Annotated in this window: 18 protein-coding genes and 1 pseudogene; 17 read left to right on the top strand and 2 right to left on the bottom strand. The window is 62.4% G+C overall.

Going from position 1 to position 21,822, the window contains the following annotated elements; translation table 11 throughout:
* Window positions 1-286 precede the first annotated feature (286 nt).
* The 10 genes from otnK to AOQ71_RS22720 all read left to right on the top strand — a co-directional run bounded on the left by otnK (window position 287) and on the right by AOQ71_RS22720 (window position 11,346).
* Window positions 287-1,510: a 3-oxo-tetronate kinase gene (gene otnK / locus AOQ71_RS22765; RefSeq protein WP_245317077.1), complete on the top strand. Its 1,224-nt coding sequence runs from the start codon at window positions 287-289 to the stop codon at window positions 1,508-1,510.
* Window positions 1,507-2,154 (top strand): class II aldolase/adducin family protein, encoded by a 648-nt coding sequence (locus AOQ71_RS22760; protein WP_057751286.1) that lies wholly within the window; start codon window positions 1,507-1,509, stop codon window positions 2,152-2,154. Before otnK ends, AOQ71_RS22760 begins: the two co-directional genes overlap by 4 nt.
* Window positions 2,120-2,956 (top strand): shikimate dehydrogenase family protein, encoded by an 837-nt coding sequence (locus tag AOQ71_RS22755; RefSeq protein WP_245317076.1) that lies wholly within the window; start codon window positions 2,120-2,122, stop codon window positions 2,954-2,956. Before AOQ71_RS22760 ends, AOQ71_RS22755 begins: the two co-directional genes overlap by 35 nt.
* Window positions 2,957-3,066: 110 nt before the next feature.
* Window positions 3,067-4,176 carry an ABC transporter ATP-binding protein gene (locus tag AOQ71_RS22750; RefSeq protein ID WP_057751427.1) on the top strand — a complete coding sequence of 370 codons (1,110 nt, stop codon included), beginning with the start codon at window positions 3,067-3,069 and terminating at the stop codon, window positions 4,174-4,176.
* Window positions 4,173-5,051 carry an ABC transporter permease gene (locus tag AOQ71_RS22745; protein WP_057751283.1) on the top strand — a complete coding sequence of 293 codons (879 nt, stop codon included), beginning with the start codon at window positions 4,173-4,175 and terminating at the stop codon, window positions 5,049-5,051. The genes AOQ71_RS22750 and AOQ71_RS22745 overlap by 4 nt, the downstream gene beginning before the upstream one ends.
* Entirely contained in the window at window positions 5,048-5,842 is a 795-nt protein-coding gene (locus AOQ71_RS22740; protein ID WP_057751280.1) for an ABC transporter permease, read from the top strand. Before AOQ71_RS22745 ends, AOQ71_RS22740 begins: the two co-directional genes overlap by 4 nt.
* Before the next feature lie 32 nt (window positions 5,843-5,874).
* On the top strand, window positions 5,875-6,942 hold the full coding sequence (locus AOQ71_RS22735; protein ID WP_245317075.1) for an ABC transporter substrate-binding protein: 1,068 nt from the start codon (window positions 5,875-5,877) through the stop codon (window positions 6,940-6,942).
* Between the two features lie 49 nt (window positions 6,943-6,991).
* Window positions 6,992-7,342 (top strand): N,N-dimethylformamidase alpha subunit family protein, encoded by a 351-nt coding sequence (locus tag AOQ71_RS22730; protein WP_057751274.1) that lies wholly within the window; start codon window positions 6,992-6,994, stop codon window positions 7,340-7,342.
* The gene (locus AOQ71_RS22725) at window positions 7,332-9,593 is read left to right on the top strand and encodes a N,N-dimethylformamidase beta subunit family domain-containing protein (protein ID WP_057751271.1); all 2,262 of its coding nucleotides are present in this window, start codon (window positions 7,332-7,334) and stop codon (window positions 9,591-9,593) included. Before AOQ71_RS22730 ends, AOQ71_RS22725 begins: the two co-directional genes overlap by 11 nt.
* A gap of 76 nt (window positions 9,594-9,669) precedes the next feature.
* Window positions 9,670-11,346, top strand: a complete 1,677-nt coding sequence (locus tag AOQ71_RS22720; RefSeq protein WP_057751268.1) for a N,N-dimethylformamidase beta subunit family domain-containing protein — start codon at window positions 9,670-9,672, stop codon at window positions 11,344-11,346.
* Between the two features lie 109 nt (window positions 11,347-11,455).
* Here the strand turns inward: AOQ71_RS22720 and AOQ71_RS22715 are convergent.
* Window positions 11,456-12,160: pseudogene (locus tag AOQ71_RS22715) on the bottom strand (GntR family transcriptional regulator); the annotation flags it as partial.
* Between the two features lie 177 nt (window positions 12,161-12,337).
* Between AOQ71_RS22715 and AOQ71_RS22710 the strand changes: the two are divergent.
* From AOQ71_RS22710 to AOQ71_RS22690, 5 genes are all read left to right on the top strand, one after another.
* Window positions 12,338-13,564, top strand: coding sequence for an aminotransferase class III-fold pyridoxal phosphate-dependent enzyme (locus AOQ71_RS22710; RefSeq protein WP_057751265.1), 1,227 nt, complete (start codon window positions 12,338-12,340; stop codon window positions 13,562-13,564).
* A 464-nt stretch (window positions 13,565-14,028) separates the two neighbouring features.
* Complete coding sequence (locus AOQ71_RS22705; protein WP_057751264.1) at window positions 14,029-15,660, top strand: 3-(methylthio)propionyl-CoA ligase; 1,632 nt, start codon at window positions 14,029-14,031, stop codon at window positions 15,658-15,660.
* A 55-nt stretch (window positions 15,661-15,715) separates the two neighbouring features.
* Window positions 15,716-16,846, top strand: a complete 1,131-nt coding sequence (locus AOQ71_RS22700) for an acyl-CoA dehydrogenase family protein (RefSeq protein WP_057751261.1) — start codon at window positions 15,716-15,718, stop codon at window positions 16,844-16,846.
* Entirely contained in the window at window positions 16,846-17,622 is a 777-nt protein-coding gene (locus tag AOQ71_RS22695) for an enoyl-CoA hydratase/isomerase family protein (protein WP_057751258.1), read from the top strand. The genes AOQ71_RS22700 and AOQ71_RS22695 overlap by 1 nt, the downstream gene beginning before the upstream one ends.
* The gene (locus tag AOQ71_RS22690) at window positions 17,622-18,779 is read left to right on the top strand and encodes an acyl-CoA dehydrogenase family protein (RefSeq protein ID WP_057751255.1); all 1,158 of its coding nucleotides are present in this window, start codon (window positions 17,622-17,624) and stop codon (window positions 18,777-18,779) included. The genes AOQ71_RS22695 and AOQ71_RS22690 overlap by 1 nt, the downstream gene beginning before the upstream one ends.
* Before the next feature lie 8 nt (window positions 18,780-18,787).
* Here the strand turns inward: AOQ71_RS22690 and AOQ71_RS22685 are convergent, their stop codons facing one another.
* Window positions 18,788-19,552: an IclR family transcriptional regulator gene (locus AOQ71_RS22685; protein ID WP_205668251.1), complete on the bottom strand. Its 765-nt coding sequence runs from the start codon at window positions 19,550-19,552 to the stop codon at window positions 18,788-18,790.
* Window positions 19,553-19,759: 207 nt separating this feature from the next.
* On the opposite strand from AOQ71_RS22685, the gene AOQ71_RS22680 reads away from it, so the two are divergent.
* Complete coding sequence (locus AOQ71_RS22680) at window positions 19,760-20,521, top strand: SDR family NAD(P)-dependent oxidoreductase (RefSeq protein WP_057751248.1); 762 nt, start codon at window positions 19,760-19,762, stop codon at window positions 20,519-20,521.
* Between the two features lie 67 nt (window positions 20,522-20,588).
* Window positions 20,589-21,818 (top strand): ABC transporter substrate-binding protein, encoded by a 1,230-nt coding sequence (locus tag AOQ71_RS22675; RefSeq protein ID WP_057751246.1) that lies wholly within the window; start codon window positions 20,589-20,591, stop codon window positions 21,816-21,818.
* Window positions 21,819-21,822: the final 4 nt, after the last annotated feature.

Genomic DNA, 21,822 nt, shown 5'->3' with positions numbered 1-21,822 from the left:
AGGCGGGTAGCGAGGACGGTGACCTCGCGGAGGGTTGTCCGGATGCGGACCGTGATTGCGCGGCGCGGTTCCCGTTCCTGATAGGAGACGTGTGCAATCACCAATGGGCTGCGAACGGAAGTCTGCCAAGCAGGACCTGGCCGTAGTCGCCGTCCGCAGTATGAGGTGTTGCCAATATTTGATATATCATGTATCAGTTGGCGCGAAACGCGCGAGATCTGCATGAGGACGCTCATCTTCGGAGTGGTGGCGGGACGATCTGACGGGAGGCATGGAAACGGCCGCGATGCTGGTCGCTGCCGGGATCGAATGCGGATTTGTCACCGACCCCGCCCTCGTCGGCAGCTACGGCGACGTGCCGGCTATCGTCATCGCGCAGAAGACGCGGGTGATCCCCGCGAGCGAGGCCGTTAGCATGACAGAGAAGGCCGCACGGGCGTTGCTTGCGCGGGACATCAGGCAAATCTTCTTCAAATATTGTGCGACGTTCGATTCCACCGACCAGGGCAATATCGGCCCGGTCGCCGACCTGCTGATGCAGCTGACCGGCGCCGAATACACTGCCTTTTGCCCGGCTTCTCCCGCCCTTCGAAGGACTGTCTATAACGGCCATCTCTTTCTCGGGACCGAGCTGATCTCGGACTCGCCGAAACGCCATGATCCGCTGACGCCGATGACCGATCCCGATCTGGTTCGGGTTCTACAGCGTCAAACGCGGGCCAAGGTTGGCCTTTTGGCGCATGCGCTGGTCAGTGCCGGCGCGGAGGCGGCCGGACGCGCGATCGCGGAAGCGGCGGCTCGCGGTATCCGCTACTTCATAACAGACGCGATCTACGATCGGGATCTCGATACGCTTGCCGCGCTCACCTGCGATTGGAAGCTGATGACGGGCAATGCGACCATCGTGCAGCACTATCCGGACATCTGGAGGGCGCGGGGGCTCATCGGCGCCACCAGGAGACCGCCCTGCCTGCGCGCGGTTGGCGGAGGCGGGGTGGTTCTCGCCGGGAGTTGCGCCGAGCGGACGTTGGAGCAACTCGCCGAATTCGAGAAGAGTCATCCGGTGCTCCGCATCGATCTCCTGAATGCCGGGGATGTGGCGGCGACGGTTGGCGATGCGCTCGACTGGGCACGACCACGGCTGCATCGCGGTCCCGTCGGTTTCGCCACTTCGGGCGCGCCCGAGGCCGTCAAGATGGCTCAGGAGCGATACGGCCGTGAAGGCGCGGCGCAACTCGCCGAAGCCATTCTTGGCCGGCTCGCTGTCTCTCTTCGCAGTGTCGGCGTGCGGCGCTTCGTCGTGGCCGGTGGCGAGACGTCTGGTGCAATCGTCGAGCACCTCGGCATCAGACGTTTGCGGGTCGGTCCTTATGGTGGACCCGGCATCGGCACTGCGGTGACCGAAGACGAGGATCCGGTGGCCCTTTGTCTCAAGTCTGGCAAGCTGGGCCCCGTCGATCTGTTCGCGACCACGCTCGACGTGATGCTGGATCCTGGGAGAGCCAATTGAACGAGCGCGAACTCAGACAATCCGTGCTGGATATTGTGGCGGGCCTGGAGGCCAAGGGATTCAACCACGGCAGCAGCGGAAATGTCAGCTGTCGTATCGGAGACGACGTTCTCATCACGCCGACCGGCGGCAATGGCAGCAACACGACGATTGACGATCTCGTCCATCTGAAGCGCGACGGAACGGTGGTCGGCGGCGGCTTGCCCTCCAGTGAATGGCACATGCATCTGGCGATCATGAACGCCTATCCGCACGTGAACGCGGTGGTTCACACCCATGCCGACTGCTGCGTCGCGTTGTCCTGCCTCGCAAAGCCAATTCCGTCATTCCACTACATGATCGCCAGCTTTGGCGGAAACGACGTGCCTTGTGCGCCCTACGCCACATTCGGCACCAGGGCTCTCGCCGATGGCGCCGTCGCGGCGCTGAAACAGCGCAAGGCCTGCCTGCTCGCGAACCACGGCATGATTGCCGTCGGCAAAGACCTGCAGGCGGCGTTCGACCTCACCGTGAAGCTCGAAACCCTTGCCCGGCAGTATCTGCTCGCCTGTCAGGCCGGCGCGCCTGCGATCCTTGCGGACGACGAGATGGCGAGGGTGGTCGAGCGCTATGGCAGCTACGGCCGCGCTGCTCTTCCGGCCTGAGAAGGACAGTTCCATGGAGATCACCGGCAAGACCAAGATCATGTTCGTGCTCGCCGACCCGATCGATCATGTGCGGGCGAGTGCGGTCATGAATGCCTATTTCGCATCGATCGGCGACGACCTTGCGGTGTCGCCGATCCATGTCCTCTCAGGCGATCTCGGCCGGGTCGTTGCATGCATCAGGCTCATGCGCAACGTCTTTGGTTTCGGCGTAACGATCCCGCACAAGACCTGCGTGATCGAGCACCTCGATGAGATCACGCCGACGGCACGTCTCATCGGCGCGGTCAACTTCGTCAAGCGAACGGCCGAAGGGCGCCTTGTTGGCGACAATCTCGATGCGCGGGGATTCATCGCCAGCCTGGCTCAGCATGACGTCGCGGTTCGCGATCGGAAGGTGCTCCAGGTCGGTGCCGGTGGCGCAGGACGCGCAACCGCATTTGGCCTGGCAGAGGCCGGCGCGCGCGAAATCACGATCATGAACCGGAATGGGGAGAAGGCTCGCGCGCTTGCGGCTGCCGTGGCTGCGCATTATCCGGCAACGAAGGTCAGCGCCGGCCGTGCGGACGCGCGCACCTTCGATCTCATCGTCAATACGACGTCGCTCGGCATGAAACCGGATGATCCGCTCCCACTGGACATCGAAGGCGTGGGTCCGGGCGCTACCGTCAGCGACATCATCGTCAATCCTGCAATCACGCGGCTGCTCGCAAGGGCGGCTGCGCAGGGCGCAAGGGCCATCGGCGGAAAGCCCATGCTCGATGCGCAGATGGCCCTTGTCGCGCGGTTCGTTGCGCGATAGCCTGATATATCAAATATTATATCGAACCGGGGAGCCCGACTGAGAATTGAAGTGCAAGGGCTCTCGCCCTGCATCGAAGGCAAACGGAAGGGACGTGAGACTCCGTGAATATTGCATCGGCAACACAATCGGCGTCGGGTGCATCGATCCGCATCAGTCGCCTCGAGAAGCGTTTCGGCGCCGTGTCCGCCGTCGATGGCGTCGATATCGATATTGCTGCCGGTGAATTTATCGCCCTGCTCGGACCGAGCGGCTCCGGGAAGACCACGATCCTGATGAGCGTTGCCGGATTCGAATTCCCGACCAGCGGCAGCATTCACGTCGATTCCGAAGACGTGACCTATGTCCCTTCGAACCGGCGCAACCTGGGAATGGTGTTCCAGAACTACACGCTGTTCCCCCACATGTCGATTCTCGACAATGTCGCCTTTCCCTTGAAGATGCGCGGTCTGCGGGCGGCTGAACGCCATGCGCGCGCCGAAGCCGCGCTCGCGACCGTGCGTCTGGCGGGCTATGGCCATCGTCGTCCGAATGAGCTGTCCGGCGGCCAACAGCAACGCGTGGCGCTGGCGCGCGCGATCGTCTATCAGCCGCGCGTGCTGTTGATGGATGAGCCGCTCAGTGCGCTCGACAAGAACCTGCGCGAAGACATGCAGCTCGAGATCAAGCGACTGCATGCCGAGCTTGGCATCACCGTCATCTTCGTTACCCACGACCAAAGCGAGGCGCTGACCATGGCCGACCGGATCGCTGTCCTGAAGGATGGCAAGATCCAGCAGATCGGGCCGGCGCGCCAGCTTTATGAAAGGCCGACGAATCTCTTCACCGCCGGCTTCATCGGCGAGATGAATTTCGTCGGCGTCACCGTCGAAAGCGTCGGCGACAACGTCTCGGTGACACTGCCATGGGGTGAAACATGGCGCCTGCCGGCCACGGCGGCCGTCGAGCCGGTTGCAGCCGGCGAAGCAGCGGTGCTGGCCGTGAGGCCCGAGCGGCTGCAACTTGGCGCTGGTTCGGGCGGGCAAGTCATCACTGTGACGCTGAGCGACATTGTCTATGCTGGGGCGGCGCTGCTTTTGATCGGTCGTCTGCCTGACGGCACCGAGATGCGCGCGCGAATTCCCGGCGCTTCGCAGCTCTGCGCCTTGGCGCCGGGCGACGTCGCGTCCTTTACCGTCCCCGTGGAGGCAATGCTGCTTTACCGAGGGAGCCGGCGATGACGGAGGCGCGGCGATCGCATTTCTGGCATTCCGACGGTCGCCGGCTCAGCGGCCTGTCGACGCTGCTGCTGCTCCTGCCATTCTTCGCCATCATCGCCTTCGTCTTCGTCTATCCGATCCTGCAGCTCCTGGTGATCAGCATCCTCGAGCCGCATCCGACCTTGGAGAACTACGCGCGCGTCGTTGAAAATCCGGTTCACATGCGCGTCCTGATGCGCACGCTCTGGACCGCAACGCTGGTGACGGCTTTGTCGGTGGTTCTCGGCTTCCCGGTGGCCTATTACATGAGTCGGGCGAAGGGGACGGTCGCGGCGCTTGTTGCGGTCTGTGTCATCCTGCCGCTCTGGTCGAGCGTGCTCGTGCGCACCGCCGCCTGGTCCTTTCTGTTCCAGCGCAACGGACTGATCAATTCGGCGTTGATGGCTCTCGGTCTGACCTCTCAGCCGTTCAAGCTACTTTATACCCAGAGCGCGGTGGTCATCGCCATGACCCATGTGCTCTTGCCGTTCATGATCCTGCCGATCTACGGCGCATTGCGCAGCATTCCCGACGACTATGGGCGTGCGGCCGCCGTGCTCGGCGCGACGCGTCTGCGGACCTTTCTGGAAGTCATCCTTCCCTTGAGCCTGCCGGGCGTCGTCTCCGGCTCGCTGCTGGTGTTCCTCACTGCGCTCGGCTTCTTCATTACGCCCGCGCTGCTCGGCTCGCCGCAGGAGATGATGATCTCGACGCTCGTTTCGAAACAGATCCGTGAGGTGCTCGATTGGCCCTTCGCTGCGGCTCTGGTCGGGGTGCTGACCGTATTCGTGACGTTGCTGGCGATCATCTTCAGCAAGACGCTCCGGTTCGACCGTCTGATGGGGAATGCCTCGTGAAGCCGCCTGCCGACCGCGGATCGCTCGCGCTGGGGGCCTATGTCTATGCCGTGCTGGCCTTCATTATCGTGCCGCTAGTTATCGTCATTCCGATGTCGTTCAGCCAGAACGACTATCTGGCATTTCCGCCGTCCGGCTTCACGCTGAAATGGTACTCGGAATATTTCGACAGCAGGCAATGGCGTGCCGCGACCTGGCTCAGCGTGCAGGTGGCCTTGCTGACTGCCCTTTGCGCGTCGGTCATCGGCACGGCCGCGACCTATGCCATGATCCGCGGCCGCAGCCGGCTGGTCACGGCTTTCCAGATCCTTCTGATCGGGCCGATCATCGTGCCGCATATCGCGCTTGCCGTCGGCCTCTATCTGTTTTTTCAAACGATCGGTCTCTCCGGCACCATTCCCGGCTTCGTGCTGGCGCATACGGTGCTCACCCTGCCGTTCGTCGTGTTCACGATGGCCGCGGCCTTGGCAAAGGTCGATGCCAATCTGGAGGCGGCGGCCATGAGCTGCGGCGCGACACGCTTCCAGGCCTTCCGCCTGGTCACGTTGCCACTCGTCCTGCCCAGCCTTGCCAGCAGCGCGCTGTTTGCCTTCATCATCTCCTTCGACGAACCGGTGGTGTCGTTCTTTTTGTCCGGTGTGCGCCAGAAGACGCTGCCGCGCCGAATGTTCGAAGACATCGAGCAGAACCTGACGCCGGTGATTCCCGCGATCGCGACACTGCTGATCGTCTTGTCCATTTTGATTCTGCTGGGGGCCCATGTCCTCAGATCCCGCAGCGTCACCCGGTAGCGTCAGGTGAGAAGCCAGAGAGGAGACCGTCGATGTTGAGAACAGGTTGGATGTGGAAGTCGGCAGCTTTCGTGCTTGCTTTGGCGCTTTGCGGAGCGTTGCCGGCCGCGGCTGAAAAGCTGGAAGACCAGTTGGTGATTGCCACGACCGGTGGTCTGATGGGCAACACCCTCGCGAAATATTTCTACGACCCCTTCAACAAGACCAAGAATGTCGAGATCGTCCCGGTCGCAATCGAGGTCCCGGACCAGTGGGCGCGCGCCAAGGCGATGCAGCGAACCGGCAAGGTGGAGTTCGACATCGTCACGGCAACAGGTCCCGATCTGGTGGGGCGCACCGACCTGCTCGAGAAGATCGACTGCGCGAAATTGCCGAGCGTCCAGAAGTTCGGAGTCTCCGACGCCTGTCAGCCCTACGGTGTCGCCCGCACGACCGGCGGCATGCTGATCACCTACAATACCGAGACGTTCAAGGACAAGGCGCCCAGGACATGGGCGGACTTCTGGGACGTCAAGCAGTTTCCCGGGCCGCGAGGACTGCCCGATACCGGCGACAGCGATTGGTGGGTGCCGGTCGCCGCGCTGCTCGCCGACGGCGTCAAGCCGGAGCAGCTTTTCCCGCTGGACATCGGTCGCGCCTACAAGAAGCTGGACGAGATCCGTCCCAATGTCGCGGTATGGTGGAAGACGGGCGATCAGGTGCAACAGATCATGCGCAGCCGCGAGGTCGTCATGGCCATGAGCTACTCAGGCCGCGCGCTTGCCGTCGTGAAGGAGGGCGTACCGGTCGCCATGTCCTGGGACCAGGCCATTCGCGACACCGGTTACATGGCTGTTCTCAAGGGGGCGCCCGACCTCAATGCCGCCATGGCCTATCTCGACTTCTTCTATGCAAGCTCCGATGCGCATGTGCCGTTCATGCGCGCCGTCAACTATGCGACGGCCAGCAAATCGGCCATCGAGCTGCTGAAGCCGGAGGAGCGCAATCTCTACGCGACTTCGCCGGAGAATTACGAAAAGCTGGTCAAGCCCGATTTCGCCTGGATCGGCGAACATCGTAACGAGCTGCGGGAGCGGTGGATGGCCTGGCTGACCCGCTGATCCGCGGCAGCCGCCTCCGCCATTCGCCTTTGCAAGATGAGGACGTACGATGGATCACACCAGTGACCCCGGTGCGATGCGCTACGTGATCGATCCCGGCCGGCTCGATCTCGTCGAGGAGTTCCGCGCAAGTCCACTCGGCGTACATAGCCCGGAGCTTCGCAAGCTGTTGGCGCGGATGCGGTGGGGCAGGCCGGAAGGGCGACTGGTCCTGATCGTGCTCGAACCCGGCAAGGCCTGGCGGCTGTCACGCATCCCCAAGCGCCGGGGCGATCCGATGCCTTTCGTCGATGATCGCGTCTTCACCTCTCTCGCTGAAGCGGAGTGGCATGTGTTCAAGCTGCGTTGGCAGGACATGACGGGCACGACGCTGCCTGCGGAGGTTTTCGGTGATCTATAGGACCAACGAGTATCTCGGCTATCCGGATCGCATCAGCGTCCCCGCCGGCGAGGCCGTGAGCTTCCAACTGAGCAGCAAGCAGCCGAGCGTGAAGGTCGAGGTGCTCAGGCTGCGCTGCGGCGATGTCGATGCCAACGGACCGGGCTTCAAATATGAGGTGATGACGAGCCCCATTGACGGAGAGCATGCCTGCCTCGACCAGCCGATCCGCCCGGGATCCAACGCTGTCGTTGACCACGACGGTGCACTGGTCCCGACCGGCGGGCACTGGTGTTTCGGAGCCTACGTGTATCCGACGCGGATCGTGGATAATGCCAAAGCCGTGATGGGAAATTGGTGCGAGCGCTCCGCGCGCGGCTATGCGCTCGAGCTCGACGAGGAGGGGCATCCGGTCCTGGTGCTGGGCCAAGCGAACGGTACGCCAGCCCGCTTTGCCCTCGACGTCAAGCTGCGCCCGCGCGTCTGGGCATTCGTATCGTGCGCGCTTGATCTTGCCCAGGGATCGGCCTCCGTGTCGCTGATCGTTCCGGCAGACGGCGTTCGGCCGGCGGCCGCCTGTTCGAAATCGTTCGCCCTGCCGCAAGTGGCTGCATTCGACTCCGGACTGCCGTTCCTGATCGCGGCCCACCATCTGAACGGCGATCGCCAATATACCTCGCACTTCGACGGCAAGATCGAGGCGCCTCGTGTCTTTTCGTGTCCGCTGGAGGCAGAGGCGCTGCGTGTCTTCGACGGCCGGCAGCGGACGGGAGCAAGTGATGTCGGGCTTGTCGCCTTCTGGGACTTCTCGAACGGTATCTCGTCAACGTCGATCAGGGATCTTTCGCCGAACGGCCTGCACGGCAACCTCCGCCAGTTACCGCGCAGGGGTGTGACAGGCTTCCACTGGTCTGGATCCGTCCACGACTGGCGGATGTCGCCGCAGGAATATGCGGCGATTCATTTCCACGGCGACGACATCTACGATTGCGAGTGGCAGACCACCTGCACGCTCGATGTGCCGGCCCACTGGCGGTCAGGCGTCTACGCGCTCCGGCTGACCCGGGGGGGCGACGATCCTGACCGGGACTGCGAGAGCTACGTCACCTTCTTCGTGACACCAGGCAAGACGTCGCGGCGCGCAGATCTCGTCGTGGTCGCTTCGGTCGCGACTTATCTCGCCTATGCCAACAGCGCGTTGCGTCTCTATCAAGTCCACTTCGAGACGTTGATGGAGCATGTTCTGTGGTTGCCGCAAGATGACGTCTTCATGCAGGAGAACCCGGAAATCGGCCAGTCGACCTATGATTGCCATGTCGACGGCTCGGGGCGAGCGTACAGCTCCTGGCTGCGACCCATCCTGAACATGCGCCCGCGCGGCTACTGGTTCAATTTGATCAACGACACCCACATCCTCGACTGGCTCGAGGAGAAAGGCATCGCCTACGATCTGATCACGGATGTTGAGCTTGACCGGCAAGGCGCGCGTGCACTCGCGCCTTACCGGGTCATGATGACGCCGACCCATCCCGAGTATTATAGCCTCAATATGATGAACGCGATCATGGCGTATCAGAACGCCGGCGGGCGGCACATCTCGATGGGGGGCAATGCATTCTATTGGCGCTGCGGCTTTCATCCGGCCGCGCCCGCCGCGCTCGAGGTTCGCCGCGGCATGGCCGGAACCCGCACTTGGGAATCGGAGCCGGGCGAAGTTCATCTTGCCGGCACCGGCGAGCCGGGCTCACTGTGGCGGCATTCGGGCTTTGCGCCGCAAAAGCTCGTCGGCGTCGGGTTCTCGGCCATGATCAACGATACCTGCGGCTACTATCTGCGGACGGCTGAAAGCGAGGATACGCGTGTCGCGTTCATCTTCGAGGGCACAGGCCGTCACGACAAGTTCGGTGATTTTGGATTTCGCTACAACGGCGCCGTCGGGAGCGAAATCGACCGCTACGATCTCGAGCTCGGAACTCCGCCGCATGCGTTGCGGATCGCGACGTCGGAAGGATTGGGCGCGGGCGCGCTGCCGACGCCCGAGGAATTTCGCACCGTGGTCGATGGTCTCGACGGCACGCAAAATGCCCTGGTGCGCGCCGACATGGTGTTCTTCGAGACCGCCCACGGTGGCGCGGTCTTTGCGACGGGATCGATCACCTACGGCATGTCGTTGGGCCACAACAACTATGACAACAACATCAGCACCATCACCCTGAACGTCGTGAACCGGTTTCTCGATCCACGGCCTTTCATCATGCCTGCCAGAGCCTAGCGGGCTGACTGGACTTCGGCTCCACAAGAATTGCCATCTCGTCGCCAGAGATGGTTCTCGAACCAGGGAGGCTGTCATGCCGGACAAGTGCGATTTTCAAGCCCCGGAATTGGGAGCCCTCAATGTCGCTCCCCGCAAGGCGCGCCCGATGCATGCGGACGAGCACTGGGGCAGCCAGCCCTGGTACGAAGCGCCGCGCGGCGATCCTGCCGTAGCGGAGGTCTACACTTATACCGACGCAATGTCTTACGACCCCGGCGACGAAGTCGTCTTTCGCTCTTCCGCAACGGCAAAGGCCTGGCGGCTGCAGATCTATCGCGACGATCTCGAACCCGAGATGGTGCATGAGATCGACGCGCTTGACGGCGTGTTCACGGCGACGCCGTCCGATGCCTATCGCAATGGCTGCAACTGGCCCGTCGCGCATCGCTGGAAATTGCCGCCGGATCTGCGCTCGGGATTCTATCGCGTGGTCTCGTCGTGCGAACGAGCGAACGGGGCCCGCTTCGTTCAGCATCATTTCTTCGTCGTGCGCCCGACCGAGGCGACGCGGCGCGCGAAGATCCTGATGATCCTACCGACCGGCACCTGGACCGCGTACAATGATTTCGGCGGTGCCAATCATTATTTCGGGGTCGAAGGTCCTGACAGGGACGAGCCCTCGCCGGTGTTGTCGCTGCAGCGGCCGTGGACGCGCGGCGTGGTCTGGCTGCCATCAGGTGCGCCGCGCATCTGCGCCGATCCTGTACCCGAGATGGGTGACGCGCCGCGCTATCCGATGAAGGAGTGGGCTTTCGCCAACGGCTTTGGCCAGTATTACGCAGCGTCGGGCTGGGCCCAGTTCGACCGGCATTTCGTGCACTGGGCGCAGAAGGAAGGCTATGCCCTCGATATGATCACCCAGACCGATCTTCACTACCGGCCCGAACTGCTCGACGCCTATCCTTGCGTCACCATCATCGGCCATGATGAGTATTGGACGTGGGAGATGCGGGAGGCGATCGAGCGCTATGTGGAAGGCGGCGGGCGGCTCGCGCGCTTCGGCGCCAATTTCCTGTGGCAGATCCGGCTCGAAGAAGATGGCAAGCGCCAAGTCTGCTACAAGTTCAAGGCTATCCACAAGGACCCGGTCGTCGGCACGGACCGTGCGCGTCTGATGACGTCGGCCTGGGAAGACCGCAACGTCCGTTGGCCCGGCGCCTCGACGGTCGGCGTGAACGGCGCGCACGGCCTCTACGCATCCTGGGGCGGCTTCGCGCCGAGCGGCCAAAGAGGCTTTACCGTCTATCGCCCGGAGCATTGGGCCTTTGCCGGCACAGGGCTGCACTATGCCGATATCTTCGGCGACAAGCAGCACATCTTCGCCTACGAGGTCGACGGGCTGGACTACACGTTCCGCAACGGTCTTCCTTTTCCGGTCCCGGCCGAGGGGCAGCCCGAGACCATCCAGATCCTGGCGATGGCGCCGGCCGTCCTGGCCGAGGACGAGCCGCCAGGTGAGGGCTTCCGCTATTACGTGCGCAGTAGCGACCTCGAAGGCCTGGTGGAATGCATCACCGGCGAGGTCACGCCCGAGGGATTGGCCCGTTACAAATACGGCTCGGGCATGATGGTGCACATGACCCGCGGCAAAGGCGAGGTGCTGACGGCGGCGACCTGCGAATGGGTGATGGGGCTGAAGCGCGGCGACCCGTTCACGCAGCGGATCACCCGCAACATCCTCGATCAATTCACTGCGCCCCGTTCCGCGTGAGCGGTTGTCAGCGGCGCTTGGCTTTCGCGCGCGCTGCTTTGGATGGCGGTGCGGCGCGCGTTTGCGTCGCTTCAATCTCCACGTCCTCGTCAATGGCCGTCTCTGGAGTCATGAAGCGCGTGCCGCCATGCTTCTCCAGCAACCGGACGAGGTTCTGGCCGCCCTCCATCATGTCGGCCTGGATCGACTCGCGAACCTTGTCCGGCCGGCGCTGCCGAAGATTCTTGAGAACAGACAGATGCTGATGTTCGTTTGGATAGGTGGGGGGCGCGTGCGGGTAATGGAAATTCAACAAGGGTCCGTTGCGCATCCAGATATCGTCAAGGATGGCGAGCACTTCGGGAAGACCCGATCCATCATAGAGCCCGCGGTGGAATTGCCAGTTGGCGCGGACCGCGTCGGACCATCTGCGCTCCTTCTCTGCGCTGATCAGCTCGCGGTGAGTGGCCTCCATCTTGTCGATATCGGCTTCGGAGATGCGCGTGGTTGCGTGCTCGGCGGCAAGTCCTTCGAGAAACAGCCTGACGGTTCTGAGCTCGATATACTGCTTCGCCGTCATGTGGGCGACCATGATCGAGCGTCCCGCCTGCATCTCGAGCGCACGACCGCGCACGAGCTGCATCAGGGCTTCGCGGATCGGTGTCTCCGACACGTTCATGGTCGCGGCAAGGTCTCGAATCTTGAAGCGATGGCCCGGCCAGAACCGGCCTTCCATCAGCGCCTGACGCAGATTGTTGTAGACCAGGCTCGTCAGGCTGTCGCGAGCCACCGGGCCCACGCCGCCTTCACCATGTCTCTGGTCAACGTCAGCCATTCTCGGTCCCCGAAAGGTCTGGGCCGTTTCGGCAATCCGCGCCGATACGGAGTCGGAATCCGGACCCTAGCCTCGACAAGAGGGTCTACGGGTCTGGGCCGGTAAAGCAACAATTCCCTTGTCATCGACAACATAATATATGATATATCAAAATTAGAAGAGAGAGAAAGAGAAGGCATGCCGGAACTGATCAGGACAAGGGATGCTGCCCTCCGGGCGCGGGCCGAGAAGGTCGTGCCAGGCGGGATGTGGGGACATCTCCACGCGGCCAAGTTGCCGGAGACGTATCCGCAGTTCTTCAGCCGCGGCGAGGGCGGCGTGCTCTGGGATGTCGACGGTCACCGCTACGTGGACTTCATGTGCAGCTGGGGTCCCAACCTGCTCGGCCACCATCATCCCGAGGTGGAGGAAGCGGCCGAGCGTCAACGGCGCGACGGCGACTGCCTCAACGGTCCGGCCGAGATCATGGTCGAGCTGGCTGAACTCGTCGTCGACACGGTGGGCCATGCCGATTGGACCCAGTTTCAGAAGAACGGTACCGATGCGACGACGACATGCGTCACGATCGCAAGGGCTGCAACGGGTCGGCGAAAGATCCTCGTCGCCAAGAAGGCCTATCATGGTGCCGTGCCGTGGTGCTCACCGTCGCTTCTCGGCGTGACCGCGGAGGATCGCGCTCATCTCGGATATTTCACTTTCAACGACGTCGAGAGTTTCGAGGCGGCGGCTGACGCGGCGCGCGATGATCTTGCTGGAATTTTAATTTCGGCATTTCGCCATGATCTCGGGGTCGACCAGGAACTTCCAACGCTAGAGTTCGCGCGTGCGGCGCGTCGCATCTGTGACAGCAAGGGGGCGGCGCTTATCATCGACGAAGTTCGCGCCGGCTTCCGCCTCAATGCCGCGGGTAGCTGGGAAGGGCTTGGCGTTCGGCCCGATTTATCTGCCTGGAGCAAGGCGATCGCCAATGGTCATGCCCTGGCGGCTGTGACCGGTGCCGACTGGCTGCGTCATGCTGCGTCCCAGGTCTTCGTCACGGGGTCATTCTGGGCCGGCGCCGTCGCCATGGCTGCTGCCGTCGCGACATTGAAGATCGTGCACAGGGACGATGTGCCGACCCGCCTTGCGCAGCTCGGGCAAACGCTGCGTGATGGCCTCGAGACGCGTTCCCGCCAGTTCGGTCTTTCGATCCGCCAATCGGGGCCGGTGCAAATGCCGACCCTTTTGTTTGAAGAGGACCCGGACTACCGGAAGGGTTCAGCCTTCTGCAGCGCGATGCTTGCTAGGGGCGTTTACTTCCATCCCAAGCACAACATGTTCCTCTGTGCCGCTCATACCGAGGCCGACATCGCCGCTGCTCTCCAGGCGGCAGAGCACGGCTTTGCAACTGTGGCGGCGCTTTGATTGTCACGTGGTGCAAAGACGAATGCCCATGTTCGGTCGAATAGGCCCAGTGGTGCGACCAGTAAGCGGTTAAGTTCTTTACCGTCGCTATCTCTCAATTAGGGTTTCCGAAATATTGGGTCTCGCTATCTAGCGGACCAGGGACTCGAACCCCGCAAAACTAGAGTCGCGGGATGGTCGGAGCCGATCATTCCTGGCGAGATGCTACGGCAACGTCGTGCACTTCGGCACGCTGCGAAATGGTCATTTTGGTCTGCGAGATCGCTCTGGTTTGCCTCATGATGGCGCTGGGAGCGCCGCAGACGAAAGGCGATACGATCGCCATCAGCGCATTTTCAAGGATGTGAAATTCACCTCGCGCGGATCGTTTCGTTTGACAGCGCACACCTCCACCAAGAAATGTCGGAGCCGGCGGCGAGCAACATCAACAATGGCCGCCCCGCAGGATTACGGAGGAAGCGTCAGTGCTCGGCTTGATGCAGGATCGACCGTTACTGATCTCGAGTCTCATCGAGCATGCAGCGCATTACCATCCCAAGGCGGAGATCGTCAGCAAGACCTGCGAGGGGACGATCTATCGCAGCAACTATGCCGGGCTCCGCTCGCGCGCCGCAAAACTCGCAAGGGCGCTGATCAAACTTGGCATCGGGCCAGGCGATCGCGTTGCGACGCTCGCCTGGAACACCCATCGTCACATGGAGCTCTATTTCGCCGTATCCGGCATCGGCGCGGTGCTGCACACCGTCAATCCGCGCCTGTTTCCGGAGCAGATCGATTACATCATCAACCACGCCGAAAATCGGGTTCTGTTGTTCGATATCACCTTTGCGGATCTCGTTCACAAGCTGCGGCCGAATCTGACCACCGTCGAGCATGTGGTCGCGATGACGGACGGCGCGCATCTTCCGGCTCAGCCTCTCGGTTGTCTCTCTTACGAGACGTTGGTCGAGGCGGAAGACGATATTCTGGACTGGCCGGTGTTCGACGAGCGCACCGCATCATCGCTCTGCTACACATCCGGCACGACCGGCAACCCCAAGGGGGTGCTCTACAGTCACCGCTCGACCATCCTGCATTCCTTTGTCGCCTGCGCGAACGATGGTCTCAAGCTGTGCAGTAGCGACAGCGTTCTTCTCGTTGTGCCCTTGTTCCACGTGAATGCTTGGGGAATTCCCTATGCTGCTGCCATGTGTGGGGCCAAGGTCGTGCTGCCCGGTCCCGCTCTGGATGGCAAGAGCATCTTCGAGCTGGCGTCGCAGGAAGGCTGTAACTTCTCGCTCGGCGTGCCGACCGTCTGGCTCGGCCTCTTCAAGTACATCGAGGAAAATCCCGCGCTCGATCTCTCCGCGATCAAGCTCGATCGCGTGGTCGTCGGGGGATCCGCCGCGCCGCGCAGCATCATCGAGAAGTTCCGCAGCATCTTCGGTACATTCGTCATCCACGCCTGGGGAATGAGCGAGACCAGCCCGCTCGGCTCGATCGGCAATCTGCTGCCGGTTCATCGCGATCTGCCTGTCACCGAGCAGGTATCGGTTCAGTGCAAGCAGGGGCGCGCGATCTATGGCGTCGAGCTCAGGATCGTCGACGAAGACGGAACACCGCTTCCGCATGACGGCGCAAGCGCCGGAAATCTGATGGTGCGCGGCCCGTGGGTTGCCGCGGGCTACTTCAAGGGGGAGGGCGGCGCAGTGTTGGATGCCGAAGGCTGGTTCGCGACGGGCGATGTCGCGACGATCGATCCCGATGGCTACATCCAGATCACCGATCGCTCGAAGGACGTGATCAAGTCCGGCGGCGAATGGATCTCCTCGATCGATCTCGAGAATGTCGCGGTTGCCCATCCGGCCGTACAGGAGGCAGCGGTCATCGGTCTGCCGCACCCGAAGTGGCAGGAGCGGCCGCTCCTGGTCGTGGTCCGAAAGCCAGACACCGATCCCGCGCGCGAGGACATCCTGGACTACATGTCCGTCCGCGTCGCCAAATGGTGGTTGCCCGACGACGTCGTCTTCGTGAACGAGTTGCCCCACACCGCAACCGGAAAGCTGCAAAAGACCAAGCTGCGCGAACTGTTCAAGGATCACGCGTTGCCGAACTGAGCCCGGCGCACCGCTGTGCGCCCGCTGAAAAAGGTGCCACAGAAAAGCAGAGACCATGCCCAAACTGATGCTCGACGATCCCGATGGTACACTCGTGATGCTTAGCGACAGCGTCACCGGCTTTGCCGGCCGCTTTCCGGGAGCAAAGGCAATGCGCGAGAGGCGCGGACGCGGCGGCACCATGGACCCGCTGATCTGGTCTGCGATGGCTGAAGCGGGCTGGATCGGATTGTTGCTGCCGCAGGAATGCGGTGGCGCGGGCCTCGGGCTGCGCGAGCAGACCGTGCTTAGTGAGGCGCTGGGGCGAGCGTTGATCGCCGAGCCGACCGGTGCAGCCTCCGTCTTCGCTGCGACGCTGGTCGGTGGAGCTTCGCCGGGTGCGGAGCGCAGCCGTCTTGCGGCTGGAATGACCAGCGGCGAGATCATCGCCGTACCGGCATGGACGTCCGGTGCGAAGCCGATGACCGCACGCAGCGTCAATGGCAGCATCTTGCTGTCGGGCGAGATGCGCTTCGTCGATGCCGCGCGTGCAGCAACGGACTTCCTTGTGGTCGCCCGGAGCGCCGACGGCGTCATACTCCTCAGCGTCGCTGCCGATGCGCCAGGTTTGGCGATTTCGGAACGGGCCGGAGTTGACGGCGGTGCGCTTGCGACCATCTCGTTTTCCGATTGTGCGGTGCCGGCGGATCGCGTGCTGTCGCGCGCGAACCGCTGCGAGGATCTGCTCCGGCGGGCCATCCTGCATACGCGTTTGGCACTCGCCGCCGAGCTGACCGGAGTGGCGTCGAAAGCGCTTGAGCTCACCATTGCCTACACGAGCGACCGCGTGCAGTTCGGCAAGCCGATCGCCAGCTTCCAGGCCATTCAGCATCGGCTTGTCGACATGTGGATCGAGGCGGATTTTGCGGCTGCCGCCGTGGTCAACGCGGTCGATGCATTACAGGCAAAGGATGACGATGCGGCGGAGCTCGCGGTGCTGGCGGCCAAGGCGCGCGCTGGCGAAGCCGCGTTTTCGATCTGCCGGCGCGCGGTGCACCTTCATGGTGCCATGGGCTACACCGACGAATGCGATATCGGGCTCTATCTGAAACGCGCCATCAATCTCAATGCCATGCTGGGCCAACCTGAACAGCTGCGCCTGGAATTTGTCGAACGCGAAAGCGGCTATGGCCGCGGGAGGACTTAATGGACAACAATCTGATCAAGACCGAGATCAAGGATCACATCGCGATTGTAACGATGGATGCGCCACCGGTGAACGCACAATCCAAGGAGTTCGTCGAGGAGTTCATCGCGGTCTTCGACGAACTGAACGAGACCCCGTCGGTGCGGGTGATCGTGTTGACCGGCGCCGGAAAGACCTTTTCGGCGGGAGCCGACATCAAATCGCGCGGCAAGGTCGGCGCGGTGCCGGGCGACACCTATCGGCATCTGCGGCGCGCTCGCGAGGTAGGCTTCTGCATCATCGAATCCAACAAGCCGGTGATCGCGGCGGTGAATGGCCCGGCGCTGGGAGCCGGCCTCGGCCTCGCGCTTTGCTCGGACATCATCCTGGCGTCCGAGAATGCGGTCTTCGGCCTGCCGGAGATCGATGTCGGGCTGATGGGCGGGGTGCGGCATACGATGCGGATCATCCCGCATACGCTCGCGCGCCGCATGGTGTTGACCGGTTACCGGGTGCCTGCGGCCGAGCTCTATCGCCGTGGCATCATCGAGGACTGCCTGCCTCGGGAAGAGCTGATGCCGTCAGCCATGAGGATGGCGGCCGAGATCGCCAAGAAGAGCCCGATGGCGCTGAAGCTTGCCAAGCGCGCGATCAATACGGTCGAAACGATGGGCCTGAAGGACGGCTATCGTTTCGAGCAGAACCTCACGGTGGAGATGACGCAGCACGAGGATTCCAAGGAAGCGATGCGGGCTTTCATGGAGAAGCGCACGCCCGTTTTCAAGGACGTGCTTTGATGGCGCCCGACTGGAACGAGGTTCCCGACGAGGAGTTCAGGTCGGTCTTTCGTACGTGGGTCGACCAGAACTGCCCCGCCCATCTCCGGTACATGCGCAAGCAGCGTCCACTCTTCAACGAAGTCGCCGAATGGTACCATGCGCTGGCCGCCAAGGGGTGGCTGGCGCCCACCTGGCCCCGGCAATATGGCGGCATGGGCCTCTCGGCGGCCAAGCACATGATCTATGTCGAGGAATGGGGACGTCTCGGCTGTCCACGCATTCCGGATCATGGTATCGGCCTGGTCGGTCCGCTCCTGATTCAGTACGGCACTGAGGAACAGAAGGCTCACTACCTGCCTTGCATCCTGTCCGGCGAGCACGTCTGGTGTCAGGGTTATTCCGAACCCAATGCAGGATCTGATCTCGCGAGCCTCAGGACATCCGCTGAGCTGGATGGCGACGTGTTCGTGGTGAACGGACAGAAGATCTGGACCACGCTCGCCCATTGCGCCAACTGGATCTTCGTCCTCGTCCGTACCGAGCGCGACGCCAAGGTACGCCAGAAGGGCATCACCGTTCTTTTGCTCGATTTGACCTCGCCCGGCGTTCGTGTCCGGCCGATCGAAAATCTGCGCGGCGAGACAGATTTCTGCGAGGTCTTCTTCGATAACGTGCGTGTGCCGCTGAAGAACCTGGTTGGCAAGATCCACGAGGGTTGGACCGTCGCGAAGTCGGTGCTCGGCCACGAACGTATCTTTCTCGGCGCGCCGACGCGGCCGGAATATGCGCTCGAACGTCTGCGGCGGCTTGCAGAAGCACGTGGCGCGTTCGAGGATCCCGCGTTTCTGTCTCGTTTCGCGCGGTTGCGGCTAGACCTCTACGATCTCGGATCAGCCTTCGAGCGCTATGCGAAAGTCCTGCGTGCGGGCGGAGAACTTGGCGCCGATGTCTCCGCTCTCAAGATATTCACGACGGAGCTCTATCAGCGGATCACGGAGGAAATGCTAACTGTCGCAGGCGAAGAGGCGAGATTTGCCGACGATCTCGGCGCCGGAGACGTCGATATCGATGCGATGAATCTCTTTCTCGACTCCCGCGCGCCCGCGATCTTCGGCGGCTCCAACGAGATTCAGCGCAATATCCTGGCCAAGGCAGTGCTCCAACTTCCCGGTTGATTGCCGCGTCAGAAATCGATGTCGACCGGCTGCTCGAGGTCGTTGTCCTTCTTGACCGACTTCGCCGCGCGCTGAAGGACGGCGAGGTAACGATCAAAGTTCTGCCGGATACGCTCGGCGGCGCCGCCGAGGCCGAGTACGACCGGCTGGTTTTGGATCGTCACGGGCAGCAGCACGCAGATGGTCCCGCCACCGAGAATGGGAATGTTTTCGGCCGAGCACCATCCTTTGCCGCGGATCTTCCGAATGCGGTCCATCATGTCCGACAGCTTCACGCGATCCGATGCGTTGGGGGTGGCGATATTCGCACGGCGAATGATGTTGTCGGCCTTCTCGTCCGACATCGTCGACATCAGGAGCCAGCCAAGCGCCGACTGAGTCAATGGGCGCAGTGTCCCCTCATCCACATGGAAGCGGAGCGGGTGGATTGATTGGACGATCTTGACGTATTGCAGATAGACGTCGTTCGTCGTGCCGATCGAGACTGTTTCGCCGGTCGCCGCATGGACGTCGTGCATGGCCTCGAGCGTGCGGCTGTTGCCGAAGAGAGTACGCGGAATCCAATCGCCGAGCGACGTCACCTTTGGTGTTGGAAAATAGACGCGCATTCGCCGGTCGTAATTCAGGTAGCCCATGGTGACGAGGGTCTTGAGCAGGACTGTCGTGCTTGACGGCGGATAGCCGAGCGCGAGCCCGATCTCCGACATGGCGCGCGGCTGGCGGACGTTCATGAAGAACTGAAGGATCTCGAGCGCGCGAAGCGCTGACTTCACGGTGGATGTCCCGCCCGGTACCGCTGCGGACGTCGTTGCTGCCGCTTGCATCACTGGGTCCTCATCGTCGCTGCAAAATTCACGGATATGAAAGTCAGCTTCGCATATGAATTATGTTTGGTTTGCCCCAACAGCGCATGACATGCTGCCCGCAGTCAAGTCCAACGGCGCGATACGACGCCGCGGGCGCTGAGCTGGAGGACGTCATTGGGAAGCGGCAGGCTACAGGGGCGCGTGGCGCTCGTCACCGGCGCAGGGCGCGGCATCGGCCGCGCCATCGCAGAAGCCTTTGCGCGTGAAGGCGCGGCAGTCGGGGTGCTCGATCTCAAGGCGGAAGTCGCAGATGCTGCGGCGCACTCTATCGTCTCGGAGGGTGGCAAGGCCGTAGCGATCGTCGGCAATGCGGGATTGCGGGCCGACGTTTTTGCGGCAGTCGATCGTCTCCTCAGGACCGTTGGTCCGCCCACTGTCCTGGTCAACAACGCGATGTGGAATCGCTACGGGCCGCTGGAGCAGCAAACCGAAGAGATGATCGGCCGGATGATCGATGTCGGCCTGAAGGGTGTGATCTGGGGTTACCAGGCTGTGCTCGAGCCAATGACTGCGGCCGGGGGCGGAGCCATCGTGAATATTGGATCGCCATCGGCCGTGCTCGCGATGGCGAATGGCGTGATGTACAGCGCAGTGAAGGCCGCGGTGGCGGGCGCGACGCGATCCGCCGCGGCCGAGTTCGGGCCGCGCCGGATTCGTGTCAACGCGATCGCGCCCGGGCCGACGCCGACGGACGGCGCCAATCTTGTCGTCAGCGAGGAAGCCTGGGAGCGGCGCCGCGCACGCGTGCCGATCGGCCGTCTGGGCGAGCCGCGCGACGTGGCGAACGCAGCCGTATTTCTTGCCAGCGATGAGGCGAGCTTCATCACCGGCGACATGCTGTTTGTCGACGGAGGAATTACCTACGCGTTCTCTTGAGTGCGCATCAATCGTTCATTGGCGGCCCACCACAACAAGAAGAGCCGCGGACCGTAAGGAGGAGCATATGAGACTCTCGGTTAGCTATATCGCCGCTGTGGCGATCTTGTTGAGCGCAATTTCCTGCCCTGCAACGCCGGTCCGCGCGCAGGGGATTTCCGGGGACGTCATCAAGATCGGCATCATGAACGACCAGGCCGGTCCTTATTCGGATAATTGCGGGCCGGGTTCGGTCGTCGCCGCACGTCTCGCGATCAGCGACTTTGGCGGCGCCATCAACGGCAAGAAGATCGAGCTCGTTGTGGCCGACGATCAGAACAAGCCGGATATAGGGATGGCCATTGCCTTGCGCTGGCTGGACAACGAGAGGGTGGACGCGATTGTCGGCTGTTCGGCGTCCTCGATCGCGCTGGGCGTGCAGGACATCATGAAGAACCGGAAGAAGCCGTATCTCCTGGCGGGAACCGCGGCCTCAATGTTCACGAACGAAAAATGCTCACCGATGACGACGCAATGGACGATGGACACCTATGCGTTGCCCAAGGCGACGGTGAAATCGCTGCTCGCACGAGGGCTCGACACCTGGTTCTTCGTCACCGTCGACTATTCGTTCGGCAAGGCCTGGCAGGCCGATACGACGAACTTCATCAAGGCCGATGGCGGCAAGGTCGTCGGCTCCGTGCTTCACCCGCTCAATTCCTCGGATTTCTCCTCGTTCCTGCTGACGGCACAGGCGAGTGATGCAAAGGTCATTGCGCTCGCCAATTCGGGATCGGACTTCGCCAATGCCATGAAGCAGGCACAGGAATTCGGGTTGACGCAGAAGCAGCAGCTTGCCCCGCTGGGTCTGTTGCTCAATCAAACGCATAGTATCGGCCTGCAGCCGCTGCAGAACGTGCGCCTGACGACGCCCTTCTACTGGGACATGACGGACGAGACGCGCGCCTTTGCGAAGCGATTTCAGGCGGAATTCAAAGACCGCGTCCCGAACGAGGCGCAAGCGAGCACCTACAGCGCGATCACGCACTATCTCAAGGCGGTCGCCGCGACGCAGACCGACGACGGCGAAGCGGTGGTGCGGCAGATGAAGACGACGCCCATCAACGATTTCGAGATGAAGAATGTCAGCATCCGTGCCGACGGCCAGGTGATGCGGCCGCTCTATGCCGCGCGCATCAAGGCGCCGGCGGAGTCGAAATATCCTTATGACTACTACGAGATCACGTCGACCATTCCGGCCGAGGACGCCTGGCGCCCAGCCTCGGAGAGCACCTGCGATCTGCTCAAGACCCAGTGAACCA

Origin of the sequence: Bradyrhizobium manausense (genome assembly GCF_001440035.1) — a bacterium.
GTDB lineage: Bacteria > Pseudomonadota > Alphaproteobacteria > Rhizobiales > Xanthobacteraceae > Bradyrhizobium > Bradyrhizobium manausense.
The sequence above is the reverse complement of the archived record's forward strand: the minus strand, read 5'-3'. Positions and strand labels throughout refer to the sequence as shown.